Annotated in this window: 23 protein-coding genes; 13 read left to right on the forward strand and 10 right to left on the reverse strand. The window is 60.5% G+C overall.

Going from position 1 to position 19,984, the window contains the following annotated elements:
* Both ACOQOT_RS02070 and fliG read left to right on the forward strand, forming a co-directional pair.
* Entirely contained in the window at positions 1-246 is a 246-nt protein-coding gene (locus ACOQOT_RS02070; RefSeq protein ID WP_420560725.1) for a hypothetical protein, read from the forward strand.
* Positions 247-285: 39 nt separating this feature from the next.
* On the forward strand, positions 286-1,320 hold the full coding sequence (gene fliG, locus ACOQOT_RS02075) for a flagellar motor switch protein FliG (RefSeq protein ID WP_420560726.1): 1,035 nt from the start codon (positions 286-288) through the stop codon (positions 1,318-1,320).
* A gap of 73 nt (positions 1,321-1,393) precedes the next feature.
* On the opposite strand, the gene flhB is transcribed toward fliG, so the two are convergent.
* The 4 genes from flhB to ACOQOT_RS02095 are packed head-to-tail and all read right to left on the reverse strand — an operon-like array spanning position 1,394 to position 4,605.
* Positions 1,394-2,482: a flagellar biosynthesis protein FlhB gene (flhB, locus tag ACOQOT_RS02080; protein ID WP_420560727.1), complete on the reverse strand. Its 1,089-nt coding sequence runs from the start codon at positions 2,480-2,482 to the stop codon at positions 1,394-1,396.
* Position 2,483: 1 nt separating this feature from the next.
* Positions 2,484-3,248: a flagellar biosynthetic protein FliR gene (locus ACOQOT_RS02085; RefSeq protein WP_420560728.1), complete on the reverse strand. Its 765-nt coding sequence runs from the start codon at positions 3,246-3,248 to the stop codon at positions 2,484-2,486.
* 8 nt (positions 3,249-3,256) lie between these two features.
* Complete coding sequence (locus tag ACOQOT_RS02090; RefSeq protein WP_420560729.1) at positions 3,257-4,084, reverse strand: flagellar type III secretion system pore protein FliP; 828 nt, start codon at positions 4,082-4,084, stop codon at positions 3,257-3,259.
* A complete protein-coding gene (locus ACOQOT_RS02095; RefSeq protein WP_420560730.1) occupies positions 4,081-4,605 on the reverse strand; it encodes a flagellar basal body-associated FliL family protein in 525 nt (174 codons plus the stop codon). Before ACOQOT_RS02095 ends, ACOQOT_RS02090 begins: the two co-directional genes overlap by 4 nt.
* 121 nt (positions 4,606-4,726) lie before the next feature.
* Between ACOQOT_RS02095 and fliF the strand changes: the two genes are divergently transcribed.
* The 7 genes from fliF to ACOQOT_RS02130 all read left to right on the forward strand — a co-directional run bounded on the left by fliF (position 4,727) and on the right by ACOQOT_RS02130 (position 10,409).
* The gene (gene fliF / locus ACOQOT_RS02100; RefSeq protein ID WP_420560731.1) at positions 4,727-6,433 is read left to right on the forward strand and encodes a flagellar basal-body MS-ring/collar protein FliF; all 1,707 of its coding nucleotides are present in this window, start codon (positions 4,727-4,729) and stop codon (positions 6,431-6,433) included.
* A 5-nt stretch (positions 6,434-6,438) separates the two neighbouring features.
* Entirely contained in the window at positions 6,439-7,119 is a 681-nt protein-coding gene (locus ACOQOT_RS02105) for a hypothetical protein (RefSeq protein WP_420560732.1), read from the forward strand.
* A gap of 104 nt (positions 7,120-7,223) precedes the next feature.
* The gene (fliN, locus tag ACOQOT_RS02110) at positions 7,224-7,586 is read left to right on the forward strand and encodes a flagellar motor switch protein FliN (protein WP_420561893.1); all 363 of its coding nucleotides are present in this window, start codon (positions 7,224-7,226) and stop codon (positions 7,584-7,586) included.
* 18 nt (positions 7,587-7,604) lie between these two features.
* Positions 7,605-8,621 (forward strand): FliM/FliN family flagellar motor switch protein, encoded by a 1,017-nt coding sequence (locus ACOQOT_RS02115; RefSeq protein WP_420560733.1) that lies wholly within the window; start codon positions 7,605-7,607, stop codon positions 8,619-8,621.
* Entirely contained in the window at positions 8,602-9,234 is a 633-nt protein-coding gene (locus ACOQOT_RS02120) for a hypothetical protein (RefSeq protein WP_420560734.1), read from the forward strand. The genes ACOQOT_RS02115 and ACOQOT_RS02120 overlap by 20 nt, the downstream gene beginning before the upstream one ends.
* Entirely contained in the window at positions 9,234-9,890 is a 657-nt protein-coding gene (locus tag ACOQOT_RS02125; RefSeq protein ID WP_420560735.1) for a MotE family protein, read from the forward strand. Before ACOQOT_RS02120 ends, ACOQOT_RS02125 begins: the two co-directional genes overlap by 1 nt.
* A 54-nt stretch (positions 9,891-9,944) precedes the next feature.
* On the forward strand, positions 9,945-10,409 hold the full coding sequence (locus ACOQOT_RS02130) for a hypothetical protein (RefSeq protein ID WP_420560736.1): 465 nt from the start codon (positions 9,945-9,947) through the stop codon (positions 10,407-10,409).
* A gap of 78 nt (positions 10,410-10,487) precedes the next feature.
* Here the strand turns inward: ACOQOT_RS02130 and ACOQOT_RS02135 are convergent, their stop codons facing one another.
* Positions 10,488-11,249, reverse strand: a complete 762-nt coding sequence (locus ACOQOT_RS02135) for a winged helix-turn-helix domain-containing protein (protein WP_420560737.1) — start codon at positions 11,247-11,249, stop codon at positions 10,488-10,490.
* 358 nt (positions 11,250-11,607) lie between these two features.
* Here ACOQOT_RS02135 and ACOQOT_RS02140 point away from each other — a divergent pair, with 358 nt between their 5' ends.
* The 3 genes from ACOQOT_RS02140 to ACOQOT_RS02150 are packed head-to-tail and all read left to right on the forward strand — an operon-like array spanning position 11,608 to position 13,747.
* The gene (locus ACOQOT_RS02140; RefSeq protein WP_420560738.1) at positions 11,608-12,735 is read left to right on the forward strand and encodes a flagellar basal body P-ring protein FlgI; all 1,128 of its coding nucleotides are present in this window, start codon (positions 11,608-11,610) and stop codon (positions 12,733-12,735) included.
* Positions 12,735-13,196, forward strand: a complete 462-nt coding sequence (locus ACOQOT_RS02145; protein WP_420560739.1) for a rod-binding protein — start codon at positions 12,735-12,737, stop codon at positions 13,194-13,196. Before ACOQOT_RS02140 ends, ACOQOT_RS02145 begins: the two co-directional genes overlap by 1 nt.
* A 17-nt stretch (positions 13,197-13,213) precedes the next feature.
* Positions 13,214-13,747: a hypothetical protein gene (locus tag ACOQOT_RS02150; RefSeq protein ID WP_420560740.1), complete on the forward strand. Its 534-nt coding sequence runs from the start codon at positions 13,214-13,216 to the stop codon at positions 13,745-13,747.
* A gap of 83 nt (positions 13,748-13,830) precedes the next feature.
* On the opposite strand, the gene ACOQOT_RS02155 is transcribed toward ACOQOT_RS02150, so the two are convergent.
* The 5 genes from ACOQOT_RS02155 to motA form a co-directional block, all read right to left on the reverse strand.
* On the reverse strand, positions 13,831-14,439 hold the full coding sequence (locus ACOQOT_RS02155; RefSeq protein WP_420560741.1) for a flagellar hook assembly protein FlgD: 609 nt from the start codon (positions 14,437-14,439) through the stop codon (positions 13,831-13,833).
* 30 nt (positions 14,440-14,469) lie between these two features.
* Positions 14,470-15,858, reverse strand: coding sequence for a flagellar hook-length control protein FliK (locus tag ACOQOT_RS02160; protein WP_420560742.1), 1,389 nt, complete (start codon positions 15,856-15,858; stop codon positions 14,470-14,472).
* A 96-nt stretch (positions 15,859-15,954) separates the two neighbouring features.
* Positions 15,955-17,313, reverse strand: a complete 1,359-nt coding sequence (locus ACOQOT_RS02165; RefSeq protein WP_420560743.1) for a hypothetical protein — start codon at positions 17,311-17,313, stop codon at positions 15,955-15,957.
* Positions 17,314-17,318: 5 nt separating this feature from the next.
* On the reverse strand, positions 17,319-17,789 hold the full coding sequence (locus ACOQOT_RS02170) for a flagellar basal body-associated FliL family protein (RefSeq protein WP_420560744.1): 471 nt from the start codon (positions 17,787-17,789) through the stop codon (positions 17,319-17,321).
* Positions 17,790-17,798: 9 nt separating this feature from the next.
* A complete protein-coding gene (gene motA / locus ACOQOT_RS02175; protein WP_420560745.1) occupies positions 17,799-18,689 on the reverse strand; it encodes a flagellar motor stator protein MotA in 891 nt (296 codons plus the stop codon).
* A 302-nt stretch (positions 18,690-18,991) separates the two neighbouring features.
* On the opposite strand from motA, the gene ACOQOT_RS02180 reads away from it, so the two are divergent.
* On the forward strand, positions 18,992-19,921 hold the full coding sequence (locus ACOQOT_RS02180) for a flagellin (protein ID WP_045445959.1): 930 nt from the start codon (positions 18,992-18,994) through the stop codon (positions 19,919-19,921).
* The last annotated feature ends 63 nt before the right edge of the window (positions 19,922-19,984 follow it).

A 19,984-nucleotide genomic window follows, 5' to 3' on the forward strand; every position in this document is an offset into this window, starting at 1 on the left:
ATGAAGGAGAAACCGGAAAACGATGCACTGAGCCTTGCCGATGAAATCGTTGCGCTGGCGCGGGAAAGCGGGCGGCAGGTTTCCGCCGATACCGACCTTGCGCTGCTGCTGGAGGATATGGCCGGCGACATGCAGATCAATGTGCCGGTGCTGCTTGCCCTCTCCGAAATCGCCACGCCGCTTTTCCGTTACGAGATGACGGAAAACCTTCCAGCGCCCCGCCCGGATGATGGGCACGGCGACTGAATTTTGACGTAGAACTGATCAACCCGACGGGAAAGACCCATGGAAAAGCAAATTCGCCTGAGAGAAGACGTCACCAGCCTGACGGGACCGGAACGGGCCGCCGTCATTCTCTTCGCGCTGGGCAAGGACCGCGGCGCCAAGCTGATGGAACAGCTCGATGAAGACGAGATCCGCATGGTCTCGCGCTCCATGGCGCAGCTCGGCAGCATTACCTCGACGGTCTGCGAGCATCTCTTGCGGGACTTCACGGACTATTTCGTCAATAGCGCCAGTGTCGTGGGTACCTATGACAGCACCGAGCGCATGCTCTCCCAGTTCCTGCCCGAAGAGCGGGTGATGGAGATCATGGGCGACATTCGCGGTGCGGCAGGGCGCAGCATGTGGGAAAAACTGTCCACGGTGAACGAGCAGATCCTTGCAAGCTATTTGCAGAGCGAGCATCCGCAAACCGCAGCCGTGATCCTTTCCAAAATCCGCTCTGCGCACGCCGCCCGCGTGGTGGCGGCGCTGCCCAGCGAGTTCCGTGCCGATGTCATGCGCCGGATGATCGAGATGGATTATGTGCAAAAAGATGTGCTCAAAGACATCGAAGAGACGCTCCATTCCGAATTCATGGTCAATTATGCCCGCATGCTCGGCAATGACAGTCATATGCGCATCGCCGACATTCTTAACCAGGTGGACCGTGCGCGCCTGCCGGAGATCATGGGCGAAATCGAGCAGGAAGTGCCGGACTCCGCCGATGCGATCAAGGCGCTGATGTTCACCTTCGACGATCTTTTGAAACTCGATGGCCGCTCCATCCAGGTGATCGTCCAGGCGGTGGAGATCGACACGCTTATTCTGGCGCTGAAGGGCCTGAAGGACGAAGCGCGCGAGATCGTCTTCCAGAATATGTCCGAGCGTGCCCGCGCCATCGTCAAGGGCGAGCTGGAATTGATGGGCGCGATCCGCGCGAGCGATGTGGACGAAGCCCAGAGCCGGGTGCTGCGTCTTGCCAAGGAGCTGGAAGCGCGCGGCGAGATCATTCTCAACCAGCAGGGCAAATCCTCTCCCCGCCGCATGATCGCCTAAGCGGCCGGGTCATTTCTCAAAAGAAAGGCGGCGCTTTCGGGCGCCGCCTTTTCTGTGGGATGGGTGGAACGGCTCAGTTCTTTCGGCGGGCCGGCGTCTTCTGGCCGAGGACATAGGAGATGATTTCGGCAACCGCCTTGTAGAACTCGCTCGAGATCGGATGGCCGACCTCCATGGAAGCGTGGAGCGCGCGGGCAAGCGGGGGCTCTTCCACCACGGGCACGCCGTGTTTTTCCGCTGTCTCGCGGATTTTAAGCGCAACGAGATCGAGCCCCTTGGCAACACAGACCGGCACCGCATCGACGCCGCGCTCATAGCGCAAGGCGACAGCATAGTGGGTCGGGTTCATCACCACCACAGACGCGTTCGGCACCGCCTCCAGCATCCGCCGGCGCGCCCGGCTCTGGCGGATTTCGCGCAGGCGGCGCTTGACCATGGGATCGCCTTCCACCTGCTTCATCTCGTCTTTGATTTCCTTATGCGACATGCGCAGGTTGCGCCGCCAGTCGAAGCGGCGCCAAAGAATGTCCACGGCGGCGATCAGCGTCATGGAGGAAGCGACGGCCACGAGAAGCCGCATGGTGAATTCCCGTATCATGGAAGGCAGGGAGGTCACATCCTTGAAGACGAAGGATTCCGCCTGCGCGATGGCAGGCCAGAGCACGAACGTGGTGATGGAGCCGATCAGGGTCAGTTTGATGAGCCCGAAGGAGAATTCCACCAGCGCCGCCCGGCCGAAAATGCGCTCCGCCCCTTTTTTGGGGGAGATGCGTTCCAGTTTCGGCTGAATGCGGTCCGGGGCAAGGCGGGCATTGCCCTGCACCAGCATGGCGAGAATGCCGGCCATCATGAAAAGCAGAAAGACGGGCAGAAGCGTCAGCGCCGTTTCGGCAATGAAATTCCCGATCATCTGCGACAGATCGCCAACGGTGGGCCCGGCAATGAGCTCGTCCGGCCGGTCGATCAGCGGAACCATGGCATGGCCAAGCTCGGCCATGGCCCAGGAGCCTGCGCCCGCCACCAGCGTGAAAGCCGCCAGAAACGTCAGCAGTGTGCCCACCTCGCGCGAATTGGGTGTATTGCCCTTTTGCTTGGCATCGGACTGCTTTTTCTCTGTCGGTTCCTCGGTTTGCGAGGACTTGTCTTGCGTTTGATCGGACATGTCAGGTGGCAAAGCTGTTGAGCCAGGCGCTCATGCTGTCTGCGAAGGAAAGCATGATGGCCGAAGCGGTTGCGAAAAGAACGAGAAAGCCCGTCGCGAGCAAAAACGGCATGCCGACGAAGAAGACGGGCAAAGACTGCATCAGCCGGTTGGTAAGCCCGAGGCCGAGATTGAAAAGAAAGGCGATGATGAGAAAGGGGCTTGCGAATTTCACCGCAAGAACGAACGCTTCGCTCATCACATGGATGAAATCTTCCGAGAGCCGCGCAAGATCAGGCAGGCGCGCGGGCGCAAAAAGCCCGTATGAAGCGGCAATCGCATCGATCATGAGAACATGCAGATCGGCAACGAAAATCAGCGTCATGCCGCACATGACGAGCAGGTTCGTGGTAGCCGTCGAGCCGCCGAAACCGGCGGCAGCTTCCGGCACCAGTGCGGAAAGCCCCATGGACTGGCCGATCAGTTGGCCGCCCATGTGAAGAGCGGAGAAAATGAGCCGTGTCGAGGCGCCGATAAAGGCCCCGATCAGGAATTCCGTGCCGATGGCACCGAACAGCGCACCTGCATCTTGCGGCATGGCGATATGGGAGACGGGGGCAAGCGGCAGAATGATGAAGCTGATGGCAAGAGCCAAGACGAGGCGGACCTGCGGCGGGATAATGCGCTCGCCGAAACCGGGCAGCAGCAGCACCGCCGTGCCGGCACGGGCGAAAACCAGCATGAAAAGGAAGACCTGATGCTGGGCGAAAAGCTGCAGTCCCTCCATCGCCGCCCCTATAGGAATGATCTGACGAGGCTGGAGGTCAGCAGGTACCAGCCATCGATCAGGACGAAAAAGAGCACTTTGAATGGCAGCGAGATCACCACCGGCGGCAGCATCATCATGCCCATGGCCATCAGAACCGTGGCGACCACAAGGTCGATGACGAGGAAAGGCAGGAAGATCAGAAAGCCGATTTCGAAGGCCCGGCGCAGCTCCGAGACGAGAAAGGCGGGAACGAGTACGCGCAGGTCCACCCGGGCTTCCCCTTCTTCCGCCTCTTCATTGGCGGAAGGGGCGGGAAGCACGCTTGCCCGGTCTTCCTCTGTGCCCGCGGGGCGGGACTTTTCATAGATTACCGCCGAGAGCCCATCAAAAAGGGCAAGATCTTTCTCGCGCACATTGCGCTGCATGAACTGGCGGAAGGGCTCGACGATCCGCCCGAACGCCTGTTCTTCGGTTACCTGGTCGTTGAGAAGCGGATTGAGCCCATCGCGCCAGGCCTGGTCGAAGGTCGGCGCCATCACATAAGCGGTGATGAAAAGTGCCAGGCTGACGATCACCATATTGGGCGGCGATTGCTGCAGCCCGAGGCCGCTGCGCAGGAAGGAAAGCACGATCACGATGCGCGTGAAGCAAGTCACCATGATAAGGAGACCGGGCGCGATGGAAAGAACCGTAAGAATGCCTAAAAATTGAATGATCCGCGCCGTAAGCGGCCCGCTGCGCTCGCCGCCGGCAAGCGAGGCAATGTCGAAATCGGCGGCGCTGGCAGGCCCGGTTGCCGCCAGAACGAAAGCGCCCAAAACGCCGATTGTGAGGAAAAAAGCCCGCCTGCTCATTGCAGCACCAGATGGTGAATGGCGAGACGTGAAATTTTTCCCTGTTCATCGACCAGCGCGACACGGCGCTCGATCTGATTTTTAAAACGGGCGGCGGCGTGGCTGCCCTCGAGGTCGCGCCCATCAAGCCCTCTCAAAAAGAGAATGAGCGCTTCTTCGATATCACCCTTCATTTGTTTGACGTCGGCAAGATGGCTGCGGCGCGTCTCCAGGCTGATGCCGATCTGGATGAACCGGGCTTTCGCCGTCTCGCGCAAATTCGTGGTGATGGGGCCGATTTCGAAAATCTGCGCGGGGTCCATTTCCTCCGGCGTGGCGGGTTTGCCATGCGCCAGAATTTCCCAATAGGAAACGGCAAATTCGCTGACAGTTTTATCGGTTTCGACGGCCGAGGACACCATGACCGTGAAAGCCAGTGCCAGCCCGAAAAGAATGAAGAGCGGGGGCACTGAATATTTGAGCACCAGATCGAGAATTTTCTTTCCCGCGCTCTGCGTTCCACTTTCGACTTCTTCGTTCATCCCGCCGCTTCCTGCTGCCTGCAAACTTAAATCACGCTGAAAACATTGCCCGATAGCTTGGGCCTCAACGCAATCACGGTAGCTCTCGCCGTATTCGGAATCTTTAAAGAATGGGGATGCAGTGAAGTCGCTTCTCGAAAACCTTCAGGCACTGGGTACACGCCGCTTGATAATGCTGGGCGGTGTGGGCGCATTGATCGTGGTGGGCATCGTTGCCGCTTCGATCATGATGTCGCAGTCCTCCATGACCGTTCTTTATTCCAAGCTCTCGCCGGCGGAAGCAGCGCGGGTGGGACAGGCGTTGAAAGAAATCGGTATCGATTTCGACATGCAGGAAGATGCAGGCGCCGTCCTCGTCTCCCCGAAAGAGGCGCGTAAAGCGCGCATGGCACTTGCCGAGCGGGGGCTTCCCGCTAACAGCTCCGCGGGCTGGGAGCTTTTCGATGATGCAGGCGCGCTGGGTCTTACCTCCTTCATGCAGCAGGTGACGAAAACCCGCGCACTGGAAGGTGAGCTTGCGCGCACCATTCAGACCATGGACGGGGTGCTCGCCGCGCGTGTGCATCTTGTTCTCCCCGAGCGCGATGCGTTCAGCAGGGCGGCGGCAACGCCGAGCGCGTCCGTCTTCGTGCGCATGGGCGATGCGGCCCATATGGCGCGGGAAAAGGCGCTTGCCATTCAGCGCCTCGTCAGCGCGGCGGTGCCGGCGCTCGCGCTTAAAAACGTGACGGTCCTCGACAGTTCCGGCGAAGTGCTGGTCGCCGAAGGCGAAGGCAGCGCGAATGCCGCCCGAGGTACGGAATACCGCGCGGAGCTGGAAGAGGGGATGAGCGAATCCATCCGCCGGCTCCTTACGCCTTATCTCGGCCAGGGGAATTTTCGCGTCGCGGTGACGGCGGATATCGATCTCGACCGGGAGGTTATTGCAGAGGAGACCTTCGATCCAGATAGCCGGGTGGAGCGCTCGCGCCGCAATTTCTCCGAAAACGAAAACGCGACCGATACCAGCACCGAGCCGCCCGTCTCTGTCGCGCAGAACCTACCCGAAGAAGAAATCAGCAATGGCGCAGGGTCCTCTTCTTCCTCGACGACGGAGCGTGTGGAAGAAACGATCAACTACGAGATTTCCTCCGTGCGCCGCGAGCGGGTGAGCGAGGCGGGTAAAGTCGAGCGGCTCAATGTCGCCATTCTGGTGGATGGGGTGCGCGGTGTGGATGCCTCCGGCGCGGAAACTTATGAACCGCGCTCTGAAGAAGATCTTGCAAAAATCGCCACCATTGTGCGCACGGCGGCAGGTTTCGATGCGTCTCGCGGCGATGTCGTCACCGTGGAGAATGTAAAATTCATCGAGCGGGTGCAGGATCTCGAGCCGGTGGGCACGCCCACCTTGACCGAGGTCGTCATGCATAACCTGGGCACGGTCATTCAGTCGCTCGTGCTGCTTCTCATTGTCGGCCTGCTCACAGTCTTCGGTCTCAAGCCCGTCGTCTCCCGTCTCATGGAGACGAACCGCGAGCGCAGAAAAACGGCGCTGGAAGCGCTGGAAGAGGAAGAAGCGGGTGAGGGTGAAGCCGCCGCAGCGCTTGCCTTTGAAGGCGGCGCTGAAAATGTTGCCGGCGCGCTCGAAGACCGCAGAGCCCAGGCCGAGGCCCAGCTTTCCGGCGGCACCGGTACGGACAAGTTCATGGAAAACATGATCCAGCTGCGCTCGGTGGAAGGGAAAGTGCGCGAAAGCTCCATCGCCAAGCTTGGTGAGATCGTCGACGAATATCCCGAAGAGGCCGTCAATATCCTGCGCGCCTGGGTCTATGAAGAAAGGAGCGCGTGATGGGCATGGCTGCAACGCGTCCTTATGCTTTCGAGCCGCTGGATAAGCCCGCCCGCCTCGCTGTCGTCGAGGCGGAGGAAACGGCCGAGGAACTCGAAGCCCGGCTGCGGGAGGAATTTACCCGCACGCTTGACGCAGCCCGCGCCGATGCCTTCGAAGAAGGCAAGGTCCAAGGCACGCGGGAAGGCCGGCTCTTGGCCGAGCGGGACAGCTCGCTCCAGGCGCGTCAGGTCACGCTCAATCTTCTCAGCGAGATCACCCGCGGCGTCGGCATGCTCGATGAAGAAACTTGCCGCCTTGAAAAAGAAGCGCTCGGCGCCGTGAAAGCGTTTTTGGGCCAGCTTGCCCCCCGCTTCATGGAAGAAACCTTGGCCGCGCGCTGCGAGGCTTTGCTGCAGGAAGCTTTTTTGCAGCTCGGTGACAGCCGGCAATTGTTGATCGGTGTCCATGCGGGCGCGGCATCCTCCATCGAGGCATTGCTTACCTCCGTTGAAGTGCCGCCTGGCGTGGAAGTTCTGGTGCAGGCCGAAGAGGCACTGCCTGCGGGCGGCATCGATATCCGCTGGACCCATGGCGGCGTCCGCTTCGATCCCGAAGCGGTTTTGGCGCTGCTTACCCCCGAAGAGGGTCCGGCTTCCCAAGAGACATATCAGACAATGGAAATGCGTGAAGAAGGAGACGCGTGATGAGCGACAAGGATACCCCCATCATTTCCGGCACCGGTGCGGAAATCGAGGAAGGCGCCGAAGCGGCCTCTCCGGCGGCGGCGCAAAAGCCCCAGCCGTCCCAGATGCGCCAGACGCGTGAGGCGGAGTTCGATGCCAGCGCCGCCGTTTTCCCGCGCGGCGAACTCGATGAGCCGGAAACCGCCTCCCGTCGTACGGTGGAACAGAACCTTGCCGTCGTTATGGGCGTGCCGGTGAAAATGCAGGTCGTACTCGGCGCTGCCACCATGCCCGTCGCCAGCCTTCTGAAGCTCGGGCGCGGCGCCATTGTCGAGCTTGATCACAAGGTGGGCGAGCCTGTTGCCATCATGATCAATGACCGGGTCATTGCCCGGGGCGAAGTGGTGGTGGTCGATGAAGACCGTTTCGGCGTGACGCTGACGGATATTGTCGCCGACCCTTTCAGCGGCGCTTCGGCGAAGCATTAAGCAAGTAAGAGGTTGCCGATGGACGAGACCACTTCCCCTCACAGCCCGAATGAAGCGGCCTGGGCGGGCCGCGCCGAAGAGGGCGATCTGGCCGGTGCCGTTATGGGCGGGCGCCGTCAGGCGGCCTCCGAAGCGCTGAGCAAATTGACGGATTCGGCGGGCCTGCATGAGCGCCTGCCGATGATGGATGTGATCGTCGACCGGCTGGTGCGCCTTCTGACGACGGGCCTCAGGCAATTCACTTCCCACGGGGCGCGCATCAATGTCGCCGATTATTCCATTCACCGGTTCGGCGATGTGCTGCAGTCGCTGCCCGAGCGCTCGCTCATCAATGTCGCGGTGGCCGAGCCCTGGGACAACAAGCTGCTCATCACTGCCGATTCCGACATGGTCTATGCGTTTGTGGATGTGCTGCTCGGTAGTCCGAAATCGGCGCGCATGTTCGATCCGAGCCGTTCCTATACCTCCATCGAGCGGCGTCTTGCGGGGCGGGTGCTTGATCTCGTGGCCGATAATCTGGCAAGCGCGTTCGAGCCCATCTCGAAAGTCAGCTTCAAAAGCGAGCGGCTGGAGGTCAATCAGGAATTCGTCGTCATCTGCCGGGAAAGCAATCCCACGGTCATGATCGATCTGCAGGTGGATTTTGAATGCGGCGGCGGCAAGGTGCGCATCGCGCTGCCTTATGTGACGCTGGAGCCGGTACGCAAAAAACTGGTGCAAATGTTTACCAGCGAGAAATTCGGCCGGGACCCCGCCTGGGAGCGCCATTTCCATAGCGAGGTGCAGCGCACGGAGCTTGCCATTACCGGTGTCCTGCATGAGCGCATCGTGACGCTCGGCGAAGTGGCGGGCTGGAAGCCCGGCATGACGATTTCCCTGCCCATTTCCGTCCGCAAGCCCGCGGCCCGTCTCATGTGCAATGGCGTGCCGCTTTATGAGGGGGAAATGGGGCAATCCGGCGGCTCGCTCGCCATCAAAGTCGAAGAAGCAACCAATCTGGAGCAGGAGTTCATCGATGCTCTCTTATCTGATTAATATCGCGCTTCTTTGCGCATTGCTGGCCTGCACGACCTATATGTATTTCGTCAATCAGCGCCTGCGCCTGTTGCGCAGCGGGCAGGACAATATCGGCCCGATGATCGAGAAATTCGCCAAGATCACCGGCGATATGACCGAAAGCTTGAGCACGCTGAAATCGGACGCTGTGGCGACCGCCCGCCAGCTCGAAGAAATTGTCTCGCATGCCCATGCGCTGAACGGCAAGATCGAGACGACGCTGAAAGAAGCAAAGGCCATCGAGCTGCGCCTTACCGCGGCCAATGCGCTGCACCCGGCCGCGCAAAGAAGCCCGGCGCAGGATGAAAGCATCGAAGGTTTGACCGATCTTCTTAAAGCTTTTGAAGAAGAAGTCGCCCGCCGCCCTGAGAATAAAGCAAAGGACGCGCCTGTGCGCGCCGATCAGGTGCAAGAGGCGCCCCCCCGCCCGCTCCATGCGGTGGAACCGCGCCCGGCCCTGGGCTTTCGCGCCCGCCAGCATGATGAAGAGGGGGAAAAGGGTGTGCGGCGCTGGAAGCCCGCTTTCGCCAGCAAGAAGAGCCTGATGAATGAGGCGCTCGATCTCTTTTACAAAGCTCCGGGGGATGCCTGATGCGTATTTTGCCCATCGCGCTGACGGCGGCGTTTCTGGCGCTGCCCATGCAAATGGAAATCGTGGTGCATGAAAGCGCGGCACTTGCCAAAGGGGTGGCCGGAGACGGCTTTGGTGATCACCCGCGCCCTTGGGCTAACGATCTTTTGAATAATGGGCAGAAACAACCCGCTGAAAGCACGCAACATGCTGAAGAAAGCCTTAAGCGCGAGGCAGTAGAGGCCTCGGCAGAGAAGGCGCAAGCGGGGGCGATGAGTGCTGCCGCAGACCTTTCGCCCGAAAACTGCGCTGCAACCAGCGCCGATATCGAATCCCGTCTCTCCCGGCTCCAAGCGGCCGAGCGGCGCCTGCAAAAGCAGCTTGCCGGTCTCACCGCATTGCAAGGGGCAATTGAAACCCTGCTCGTGCAGCAAACGGAGGCGGAGAAGCAGGACCTTCAACAGCTTGTTAATCTGTACCGGAATATGAAACCTGTAGAGGCTGCCGGTATTTTGGGTGACATGGAGCTACCCATCGTGGTGTCCGTGGTGCTGGCCATGAAGGAGCGTGAAGCCGCGCCCATCCTGGCGCAGATGCCTAAAGCGGCAGCTCAGGACGTGACGCGGGAAATTGCGCGGCGCCGCAGTCTTGAGCGGCTGGATATCAGCCAGCTTTAAGGGGGCCGCAGAGTAATGAGGGATTTCATGCGATTTGGCCGGAACAGACCCACCTTGACCCTGATCACGGATGGGGAGCGGCGCGTCTATCCCGACGAGGCTCAGCATTCGGCAAATGACGTTCTGATGTCGCGCCTTCTCAGCGCGGTCATGGAAGAGGCGATGCAGGATATCTTTTCCGTGGACCTGGCTCATTTCGTCGGTGAGCTGCGCAACGGTTACAAGGATATCCTGATGGACATCGTTAAGGATTGCCTCTCCTCCTCGCCCTATGGCGCTTATGTGAATTTCTCCGGCAAGGGCACGTTCGAGCTCGACTGGAACACGGTGCCGGCGGTGCGGCTCGAATTTGTCTGGGCGGGGCCCTTCTACGAGGTTTTCTTCGAGGTGGAACGGCGCGGCAATGAAATGCAGTGCTATTTCGGCGAAGTGCGCCCGCAGGGCGGCCAGTCGCCGGCAAAGGCGACGAAGCATTTCATCGAGGAGCTGCAGCGCGGCCTCAATGAGGGCGCGCTCTGAACTCTTAAGAGCCCGGCTAAACACAGAGAAAGGCGCTGCTGAGAAGCAGCGCCTTTTCTTTTTGACCTTGAAGGGAGATCAGAAATTCGCGGCAACCGCTTCGGTTTGAGAGGGCGCGGGGCGGACCAGCGCGATCTCCTCAGGCGCCTCGAGCTTATAGCCGCGCCCATAGACCGTCTCGATATAAGAAGCGCCATCCGTATAGCTTGCAAGCTTCTTGCGCAGCTTGCAGATATAGACATCCACCACCTTGTCGAAGGGCTGCGTGTCCCGCATCCCGTAAACGGCGTCGTAAATCGTTTCTTTGGCCACTACGCGGCCGACGCGCAGAGCAAGCTGGGTGAAGATCGTGTGTTCGCGGTGGCTGAGCTTGACCCGTTCGCCCCGGATTTCCGGATCCCGCCCGTCGAGATAGGCGGTGATTTCCCCGATCTCGATCGAAGTGGTGGGGTGGCCGTGGGCCCGGCGGATGACGGCATGGATACGCTCGATCACCTCGCCTGCGTTCACCGGCTTGACCATCACATCGTCCGCCCCGGCGTTCAAAAGCGCGATGGAAAGCGCGCTGTTCTTATTGTCGATTAGCGCTACAACCGGCACATCGCAGCCCAGTTTGCGCAGCAGCCGGATTTTCTCTTCCATTTCTTCGCTCTCGCCGATCAGTGCGCCCTGGAAATTGTTCAGGTCCGCGGCGAAGGCGTCGGTAATGTCATCGACCCCATATTCTTCCACGATGGAAAGCTCGGCCCGCTCTTTGGCGAAAACACGCTGCAGCGCGGCTGCAACGCCGGCATTCTTTTCTAGAAGTGCCAGGTTCGTCTTCTTACGCTTGTTGCCCATTGTGCCCTCGATAGTGATGCGAAATCCTTGTTGCCTTTTCCCGTTTCTGGGATCCCTGCCTAAGGAAAACTCCGCAGTGTTGACTCACTGTTTCGTGACTAATAAGGGGCACCGCCTGTAAAGGGCTGCTTAATTCATTCGTTGCATTTCGTCTTAGATTTCAAAACTTCATATGTTTTTCACGTTCCGCATGATTTCGACAGACTTTGTTCGAAAACTTCTTTCAACTCTTATGAAAATTCTTTTTTGAAATCTTGCAAGAACGCAGCGCTATAGCGCAAAGAGACCCGTCTTTTTAAGCCAGTTTAAACAGCGCCGCCTAGCGTGAGGCTCAACGACACTTTTGCGGTTGTGAGCAATGAAAAAGAAATCCCCTCTCGCCCGTCTCGCGCTTCTGGCCTTTTTGGGCATGGCGCTGACAGGCGCCGGCCTGGGCGAGGCGGTTGCCAGCCGGATCAAGGATATTGTGCGCGTTGAAGGCGTGCGCAAGAACATGCTGGTCGGCTACGGCTTGGTGGTCGGGCTCAACGGGTCGGGGGACAGGCTGCGCAACATTCCCTTCACCGAGCAAAGCCTGACAAGCATGCTGAAGCGCATGGGCGTCAATGTGCGCGATGAGGAACTGAAGACGAAGAATGTGGCCGCCGTCATGGTGACGGCCGAGCTGCCGCCTTTCTCCCGCCAGGGCGCTTTGATCGACGTGTCGGTCTCCACCCTGGGCGATGCGACAAGCCTTGCGGGCGGCGCGCTGCTCGTTACCCCGCTCATGGGCGCGGACGGTAATGTTTACGCGGTGGCTCAGGGCCCCGTCGCCATTTCAGGCTATAGCGCGGACGGCGATGCGCAATCCGTCACGAAAGGCATTCCCACGCGCGCGCGCATTACGAATGGTGCGATCGTCGAGCGGGAACTGCCCGAGCAGCTCGATCAGCTTGAGATCGTCCGCCTTAACCTGCGCAATCCCGACTTTACGACGGCGATCCGCATTGCCGATACGGTGAACCGCCGTTTCGGCGCACCGCTTGCCGATCCGCTCGATCTCAACAATGTGGAAATCCGTGTGCCGGCTAACTATCGCGGCCAGGTTGCCCGGTTCATTTACGATATCGAAGGGCTTGATGTGCGCCCGGATGCGGTCGCCAAGGTCGTGATCGACGAAAAATCCGGCACGATCGTGATCGGCGCCGATGTGCATATCAGTAAAGTCGCGATCACCCATGGCAATCTGACCGTGCGCGTCACCGAAACGCCCCAGGTCTCCCAGCCCTCGCCGTTCGCCGAAGTAGGCGAGACGGCGGTCGTGCCGCGCACCGATATCGAGATCGAGGAAGGCAAGAAGGGGTTCGAAGTTGTCGGCGGCACGACGACGCTGGAGTCGCTTGTATCCGGCCTCAACCGGCTCGGCATGTCGCCGGGCGATGTGATCTCGATCCTGCAGGCGATCAAGGCGAGCGGCGCGCTGCAGGCGGAAATCGAGGTGATCTGATGAGTATCCTGCCTCCCACAGGGCCGGTCCCGCCCGGCGGTTTTGCCGAGCTTCTGGAGCGCCCCTTTTTGGAGCGGCGCGCGGAAAAAGCTTTGCCCCCGCCGCTGGAGACGTTCGCCGGATCGCAGCGCTACAGAAAAAGCGCACCGTCGCCTTCGCTGACGGCCTCCCTCACGAGCGAGGCGCCCCGCGCGCGGGTGCTGACCGGTACGGGGCACGACCCGGCCGACCCTGTCTGGAAAGCGGCGAAGGAATTCGAAGCGCTCATGCTCTCTGAAATGTTCACCCACATGTTCTCCGGCATCAAAAGCGACGGGCTTTTCGGCGGCGGCCATGCGGAAGAAACCTACCGCACCTTCCTCATGCAGTCTTACGGGGAAAGCGTGGCGGAAAATGGCGGCATCGGGCTTGCCGAAGCCGTTTACCGGGATATTGCCCGCACCTATGGCGGGAGCGGGTAAGGAGAGGATCAAACATCATGACGGACGGCGCCGATCTGAAACAGCATATCCAGGATTTCGAGCTTCCGCCTGCGCCCGCTGAGGCGCCGGCAGAAGAAGCGCAGGAGGCAGAAGATCCTTCCGCCGCCTACCGCCAGGAGCTTCTGGCGCGCGCCCATGCGCATCTGCGCGAGCTCGGCGATGTCCTGAAAGCCGAGAACGAGGCGGTGCTGAAACTCGACACGCCCGCTCTCGAGCGTTTCGCCGATATCAAGGAAAGCCTTTTCATTCGCCTTTCCGCCTTGGAAGAGGCGGCCCATGCGCAGCAGGTGGCTTTGATGGGAAGCGGGAGCGCGCTTGAAGAGGAAATCAGGGCGCTCACCGCCGATGTACAAAAAAGCGCGGAAGAAAATCTCCGCCTTCTCAAGGATCTAGGATCGGCGGTGCAGAAAGTCGCCGCGCTCCATGCCAGGGCCGTGGAAAATGTGAACAGCGAAGGGCTTTACAGCGCCGCCGGCCGCAACCTGCGCGCCGCCGAGCTCTCTCCCGCCGGCATGAAGCTCGAGCTTTAAGCGCCCTCTGTCATTCAATTGCAGGCAATGAAAAAGGCGCCCGGTTTCCAGGGCGCCTTTTCTATGTTGGAGAGGTGGGAGACTTAGAAGATGCGCATATCCGCCGTTACGTCGAGTTCCTGGCCCGTTTCCAGCACCAGGCGCGTTGCGCCGCCTTCCTGCACGACTTCGGTAATGGCGTGGTTCATGAAAGTCTGACCGGGGATAAGATCGCCGTCCCCGTTGCGTGCCTCGATCTCGACCGTATAAAGCCCGTCATCCTGATCGATGCCATTATCGTCCCTACCGTCCCAGGTAATGGTCTGGCCTTCGCCTTCATAAACGAAACTTTGCTCGCGGATAACGTCGCCGCCCGCATTCTTGACCCGGTAGACCGCCTCGCTCGGCGTTTCATCGAGGCGCAGGCGGAACTCCGCGCCGCCATCTTCCAGCTTCATGCGGTAATTCTCCGTCTCGACAGACCGGCCGATCATGCTGGCGCCGGCCTGCGAGGAGAGGGAGGAGAGCATGGTGGAAAGATTGTCCAGCCGCTCGTTCATTTGCACCGACTGTTCCACTTGCGAGAATTGCGCAAGCTGGGTGACGAACTGCGTCGCATCCAAGGGAGCGAGCGGGTCCTGGTTCTTCATCTGCGCCGTCATCAGCTTCAAGAAAGACTGATAATCGGTCGTCGTCTGGGGTACCTGGGTCATGTCCTGTCCTGCCGGTTGATCCTGGGGGAATTAAAGGCGCAAATCGATCCCGCCATTGAGGGAAAGCAGCTGAGGGCTCTCCTCATTTGCAGCATCGCCAAACGCGCTATTGAGGGAAAAGGCCTGGCGGGATGTGCCGGGCTCTCTTTCACCGCCCTCCGCGCCGCGCTCGGAAAAGGAAAGATCGGCGCTGCCGTGTTCAAAGCCCGCATCGGCAAGCGCCCGTTCCAGATCACGCTGGTTCTGCTGCAATTGCTGCAGGGTTTCCGGCCGCTCGGCGGCAACGACGATTTTGAGGCGCCCATTCTGCATTTCGAGCGTCACATCGATGGAGCCGAGCTCCTCAGGGAAAAGCTGCAGCGTCAGCTTATCCTGCCCGTGGCGCACCGCCTGAATAAGCCCGTCGGCAAGTTGTTGCGCGGGGCGGGACGCATGGGCAGCGCCTGCTTGCGCGGGGGAAAGCTGGGCAAGGCGTTGTGCCGCCTCGCCTGCCGTGCTTGCGGTGGGAGAGGGCGATGGCGCGCTCTCGCCTGTGCCGCTTCTGCTGGTGTCGGAGAAAAGGGAAGCTGCGGCGGATTGGGTTTGCGGCGCGCTTGCGGGCTGAGGCCCGCTCGGTGTTTTGCCTGTACCGGAAAGTTCTTTTGCTGCTTCCTGCGCAGCTTCCTTGACGCCGGCTTGGCCTGTGGCAGAAGCAATTTCGCCTTTTGCGGTGTGTGTGTTGCCGCTGCCTTCTTTCTTGTCGTTGGCGCGGGCACTTGCTTCCTTGCCGCCATGAAGCGGGGCGGCGGCGGGGCTCGCCTCGCGCGTGGAGGTTTGCGGGCCCTCCGCTTTGCCTTCGGCGGTGCCTGCGAAAGAAGATGTCCAGGCATCCGCCGCCCGGGCGGTGTTGGCGGAACCTTGCAGGCTGCCTGCCGGGGCAGGGTCCGAGGTTTTTGCCTGCGCAGCTCCCGCGCCGGGGGCGGCGGGAAGGGGGGCTGTCTCAGGGACGGCTTGCCCTTTCCCGGCAGAAGTGGGGGACGTGTTTTTTTGCACAGCCTCGCCCAGCGCCGCTTGAGCGGTGTTGGCCGCGTTTGCGGTTTGCGCGGCGGCTTTCTCCGGCTTTGCCCCCTCGGCAGGGGGGTCGCTCTGACTTTTGTTCTGGGCCGCATCCGGCTTTTGTGCGCGCTCGTCCGCTGCGCGTTTTTCCGCGTGCCCCGCAGGCGGCGTTTCTTTAGCGCGCGCCGGGGCTTCGCTTGTCTGCTCGGGTTTCGGTGCGGCACGCTCCTGCGTTTCCGCCGCGCGCCGGTCGAGATAAGCAGAAAAGCTCTCGCCCGGATTTTCCTCGCTTTTGTCCTTTGCAGCAGGCGCGCTGCGGGGCGCGCGCGTTTCAGGCGCGTAAGAGGAGGGAGCGGGGAATGTAAGCCGGCTGTCAGCGGACATGATCAAAGCCTTTCCTTGATGGGCTAAGGCTAGAAGCCAATCTCTAAACTGGGGTTTCGGTTTTGCCACCCTGCCTGCGCGCCGCTGGGTTGTGTTTCAGACGGCTCGATCGAGACTCAAATTTTTGACAAATGGAATCCAAAGCCCGCTGTCATAGGAAAAACCGATCTCACCGCTCATGTGATGATGGGCGATAATGGCGGGCACATTGCGCCGCAATGTTTCTTCAAGGCCGGAGGGCAGCGGGCGCGGCGTCAGGCAAAGAATGTCGATCGTTTGGCCGATCACATGGCCTGAAAACTGGACGGGTCCCAGACGTTCGAAAGGCAATTGCAGCGCAAAGCGATGGACGGGCAGGCGGCTTCTGTGGCCGGTGATGGATTCCTGTACCGCCCAGACGAATTGCGACATCTCCTTCAGCATGAAGGGGGCAATTGCCACAGCCCATTTGCCGTAACCTGGGATGTCATGCATGCGCGGGAAAACCTGCTGGTCGAGATAGTCCAGCATTTCTTCCATTTCATGCAGCTCGAACTCCCGTTCCGCGTCCCGCCCGAGCCAGCGCCGGATGCCGCCATGGCGCAGGCACAAAAAGAAAAACATCAAGCCGATGCCGAAACTGGAATTGGCTTTCGGTATCTTTGCGGTGAGCGCCGAAACGATGGCCGGATTTAGCAGAAGCAGCGCTTCCATCATCGTGTGATAGGGCTGCGAGAGGCTGCGGAAACTGCTCACGATCTGCTGAGCGGGGTCGGTATGGCGCAGCTGACTTGCATCCTGAAAGGCTTTCAACATGGAAGGATCGCGGAACCCCGTCTCATCGCGCCCCGCCGCAAGGCTGCTTTGATACCAAAGCTCGCTGCTTTTGATGGAGCCGACCACGGAGCCTTCGAATTGGGAAATGGGCCGCGCGCCGACCGGCGGTGGGTCGCTTGGCCCGCGGGCGGGCGCCGGGTTCTGCATGGAAAGTGCCGGCGCCATGCTGTTCTGGACGATGCGTGCTGCCGCCGTCTGAGCAAGGGCGATGGCCGGGCGCACGGCTTCACTCGTCAGAACTGCCTGGCCTTTGAGCGTTTGCACCTCCGTGCCCACAGGGGCGGTGCTGGTTTTGGGCGCGGCAAGCTCTGCGCGCACGCTGGTGCCGGAGGGGGAGACCGTCAGCAGCAGCGTCTCGCCAGCGCCCGGCACGCGCGCGCCATTTGCGGGGATCGCCTGCGTGCCGCCGGAATAACGGATGGTGAAGGCACCGAGATCGGTCTGCACCTGAATGAGGTTGTTCTGCAGCTGGCGCGTTACCGTGCCTTCAAGCGAGAAGGCTTCGGAGCCGGGGACGAAAAGCGGCGGCCGGCTCAGAACGACGGCGTTCGCCCGGATTTGCGTGGCCTCGCGGTAAATGCCCGGGGTGAGCGACGGCCCGTCAGCCTCTGCCGTTGCAGGCACAATCGCTTCTGCCATGGGCCTTACCTCCGCACATTTTCCTGCAGCAGCAGCCGGTCGAAGAGAACCTGTGTGACGGCTGCCGTACCCAGTTCCCGGTTGAGCGCGCGCTTGAGACTGTTTTTGAGCGTTGCAGGGTCCGCTTTATTCGGCAGGACGCGGCCTTCTTCCGCCGCCTCGAAAAAGTGCCGCAGCATGATATCCCGCAAGATGGATGTGTCGGCGCGGTGACGGGCGGCGGTTTCCTTGTCCGCAAGCTCAAGCGTAATTTCGGCGAGCAGAAAGGCTTCGGTGCGCCCCTCTTCCAGGAGCGGCACCACGAATTGTCCTGCTTCCACATGGGTGGAGGATGGCGTTGCCTCATTCGCTTTTTCTTCCGCCGGGGCTTCGGCAGCGCGCAGCCTTGCCGCCGCATCGAAGGCCATGGCCGTGCCGATGCCGCCGCCGATCAAAAGGCACACGAAAACGAAGCGGAAGACTTTCAAATCCGGCATGGGAGCTCCTTAAGCAGCATCGCGGGCTTTGGCGTGCCGGATGACGTCGTTTTCAAGCACGGTCGACTTTTCGACCGCATCGAAGCTCGGTTGCGCATCGATATGCAGCACCTTGCGGCCGTATTCGATGGCGACCTGCGCGGCCGCGCCGTTCAGATGGGCAAGCAGGGTGGATTTGATTGCCAGGAAATAACTGATCTGCGCATCTTTATTGGTGCGCACGAGCCCGGCCAGCGGGCTGACGACGCCGTAGGAAAGAAAAACACCGATAAATGTGCCGAACAGCGCCCCGCCGATCAGATGGCCCAGCACTTCGGGCGGCTGGTTGATCGCGCCCATCGCTTTGATGACGCCAAGCACGGCGGCCACGATGCCGAGCGCGGGCAGGGCATCGGCCATGACCTGCAAGGCATGGGTCGGCCGGTGCAGGTCTTTTGAAAGGATGCGGATTTCCTCATCCATAAGAGATTCGATTTCATGGGGCTTGGCGGTGCCGAGCGAGAGAAGACGCAGATAATCGCAGAGAAAGTTGACGGCGCGCGGATTGGCGAGGACACGCGGATATTGCTGGAAAAGCTCGCTCTCATGCGGGCGCTCGATCATGCTTTCAAGCTGCAGCATGCCCTGGCCCTTCACGGAGCGTAAAATCGCATAAAGCAGGCTCAGAAGTTCGAGGTAGTCTTCTTCCTTCACCTTCTTGCCGTTGAAAAGATCGCTGACCGAACGCACCGTATCTTTCACGACCGCGAGCGGATTGCCGATGATCAGCGTGGAAACGGCAGCGCCCGCCACGATCAGCATTTCGAAGGGTTGCCAGAGAACGGAAATTTCCCCGCCCATGCCCATATAGCCGCCGATCACGGCGATGATGAGAAGCGGGATACCGATAAGAGGACCCATGACGCTGTTCCCTGTCTTTGGCGGGGCCGTGAGAGGCCCGCGCATTTCACACGCAATGCAACGAGTGCAACGCACCTCGTGCAGCATCGGGACACGCTAGGAAGGGGCGGTTAAATCAGGTTTTAAGAAAAGCGCTCCGCGCGCCGGACGTGGAGCGCGCGCAAACTTAAACCCGCGTTTAACCGGGGGCAGGAAAGCTCAAGCTGTCATCTCAGGTCCGGCCAGTCAGAAGCACGGCGGATCTTTGCAGGTCGTCAGAAGGCGGGACACCTCTTTAAACCTAGAAAGAAGGAAACAGAGCTATGACGGCTTCTATTCTCACCAATGTCGGCGCAATGACCGCGCTGCAGACTCTCACCAGCACGAACCAGCAGCTGGAAATGACCCAGGACCGTATTTCGACGGGCATGCGCGTCGCAAAAGCCAAGGATAACGCGGCTTATTGGGCGATTGCCACGACGATGCGGACCGACCTCGTGGGCTATCAGGCGATTTCGGATGCTATCGGCCTCGGTCAGGCGACCGCGGACGTGGCTTCCACCGCCAACGAATCCATCGTGAACCTGCTCAAGGATATGAAGCAGCGTCTCGTGGCGGCCCAGGATGCCGGTGTGGACAAGGAGAAGATCAACGACGATATCCAGCAGTTGAAGGGGCAGATCCTTTCTGTGGTGAACTCCGCCAACTTTAACGGCAACAACTGGCTGGACGGGTCGATCAACGATACGAACAACAACGGTAACCCCGTGAACATTCTCGCCTCGCTTGTGCGTACGGGTGCCACGGTTACGCCGCAGAATATCGTGTTCGATCCGGGCCAGACGGCCTATGTCGGCGCAGCAGTGGGTGATGGCCACTTCACCACGCAGCTTAGCGGTGGTGCAGCCGGCTTGATCGCCAACGGTATCCTTGATGCCGCTTTCGCGATCGACAACACCACCACGGCTGCCGATCTTGCCGACGCGCTGGGTGAAGTCGAAGCAGCTGTTGCCAAGGCGACTGAAGTCGGCTCCACGCTGGGGTCGATCGAAAAGCGTCTGGGCATTCAGCACGACTTCGTGCAGAAGCTCGCCGACGCCGCAGAACGCGGTATCGGTGTGCTGGTCGATGCCGACATGAACCGCGAAAGCGCTCGTCTGAAGGCCCTGCAGGTTCAGCAGCAGCTGGGCATCCAGGCTCTGACGATCGCCAATGGCGCGCCGCAGAACATTCTGGCGCTCTTCCGTGGCTAACGGACGCGGCTAACAGAAGCACTCAAGATGGGGCCTGCCCTCCGGGGCGGGCCCTTTTTCGTT

Origin of the sequence: Tepidicaulis sp. (assembly GCF_965222285.1) — a bacterium.
Taxonomy (GTDB): domain Bacteria; phylum Pseudomonadota; class Alphaproteobacteria; order Parvibaculales; family Parvibaculaceae; genus Tepidicaulis.

Coding starts and splice junctions, on each gene's coding strand:
- ACOQOT_RS02070 (WP_420560725.1), top strand. CDS start 1: ATGAAGGAGAAACCGGAAAACGATGCACTGAGCCTTGCCGATGAAATC.
- fliG (WP_420560726.1), top strand. CDS start 286: ATGGAAAAGCAAATTCGCCTGAGAGAAGACGTCACCAGCCTGACGGGA.
- flhB (WP_420560727.1), bottom strand. CDS start 2,482: ATGTCCGATCAAACGCAAGACAAGTCCTCGCAAACCGAGGAACCGACA.
- ACOQOT_RS02085 (WP_420560728.1), bottom strand. CDS start 3,248: ATGGAGGGACTGCAGCTTTTCGCCCAGCATCAGGTCTTCCTTTTCATG.
- ACOQOT_RS02090 (WP_420560729.1), bottom strand. CDS start 4,084: ATGAGCAGGCGGGCTTTTTTCCTCACAATCGGCGTTTTGGGCGCTTTC.
- ACOQOT_RS02095 (WP_420560730.1), bottom strand. CDS start 4,605: ATGAACGAAGAAGTCGAAAGTGGAACGCAGAGCGCGGGAAAGAAAATT.
- ACOQOT_RS02105 (WP_420560732.1), top strand. CDS start 6,439: ATGGCTGCAACGCGTCCTTATGCTTTCGAGCCGCTGGATAAGCCCGCC.
- fliN (WP_420561893.1), top strand. CDS start 7,224: ATGCGCCAGACGCGTGAGGCGGAGTTCGATGCCAGCGCCGCCGTTTTC.
- ACOQOT_RS02115 (WP_420560733.1), top strand. CDS start 7,605: ATGGACGAGACCACTTCCCCTCACAGCCCGAATGAAGCGGCCTGGGCG.
- ACOQOT_RS02120 (WP_420560734.1), top strand. CDS start 8,602: ATGCTCTCTTATCTGATTAATATCGCGCTTCTTTGCGCATTGCTGGCC.
- ACOQOT_RS02125 (WP_420560735.1), top strand. CDS start 9,234: ATGCGTATTTTGCCCATCGCGCTGACGGCGGCGTTTCTGGCGCTGCCC.
- ACOQOT_RS02135 (WP_420560737.1), bottom strand. CDS start 11,249: ATGGGCAACAAGCGTAAGAAGACGAACCTGGCACTTCTAGAAAAGAAT.
- ACOQOT_RS02140 (WP_420560738.1), top strand. CDS start 11,608: ATGAAAAAGAAATCCCCTCTCGCCCGTCTCGCGCTTCTGGCCTTTTTG.
- ACOQOT_RS02145 (WP_420560739.1), top strand. CDS start 12,735: ATGAGTATCCTGCCTCCCACAGGGCCGGTCCCGCCCGGCGGTTTTGCC.
- ACOQOT_RS02150 (WP_420560740.1), top strand. CDS start 13,214: ATGACGGACGGCGCCGATCTGAAACAGCATATCCAGGATTTCGAGCTT.
- ACOQOT_RS02155 (WP_420560741.1), bottom strand. CDS start 14,439: ATGACCCAGGTACCCCAGACGACGACCGATTATCAGTCTTTCTTGAAG.
- ACOQOT_RS02160 (WP_420560742.1), bottom strand. CDS start 15,858: ATGTCCGCTGACAGCCGGCTTACATTCCCCGCTCCCTCCTCTTACGCG.
- ACOQOT_RS02165 (WP_420560743.1), bottom strand. CDS start 17,313: ATGGCAGAAGCGATTGTGCCTGCAACGGCAGAGGCTGACGGGCCGTCG.
- ACOQOT_RS02170 (WP_420560744.1), bottom strand. CDS start 17,789: ATGCCGGATTTGAAAGTCTTCCGCTTCGTTTTCGTGTGCCTTTTGATC.
- motA (WP_420560745.1), bottom strand. CDS start 18,689: ATGGGTCCTCTTATCGGTATCCCGCTTCTCATCATCGCCGTGATCGGC.
- ACOQOT_RS02180 (WP_045445959.1), top strand. CDS start 18,992: ATGACGGCTTCTATTCTCACCAATGTCGGCGCAATGACCGCGCTGCAG.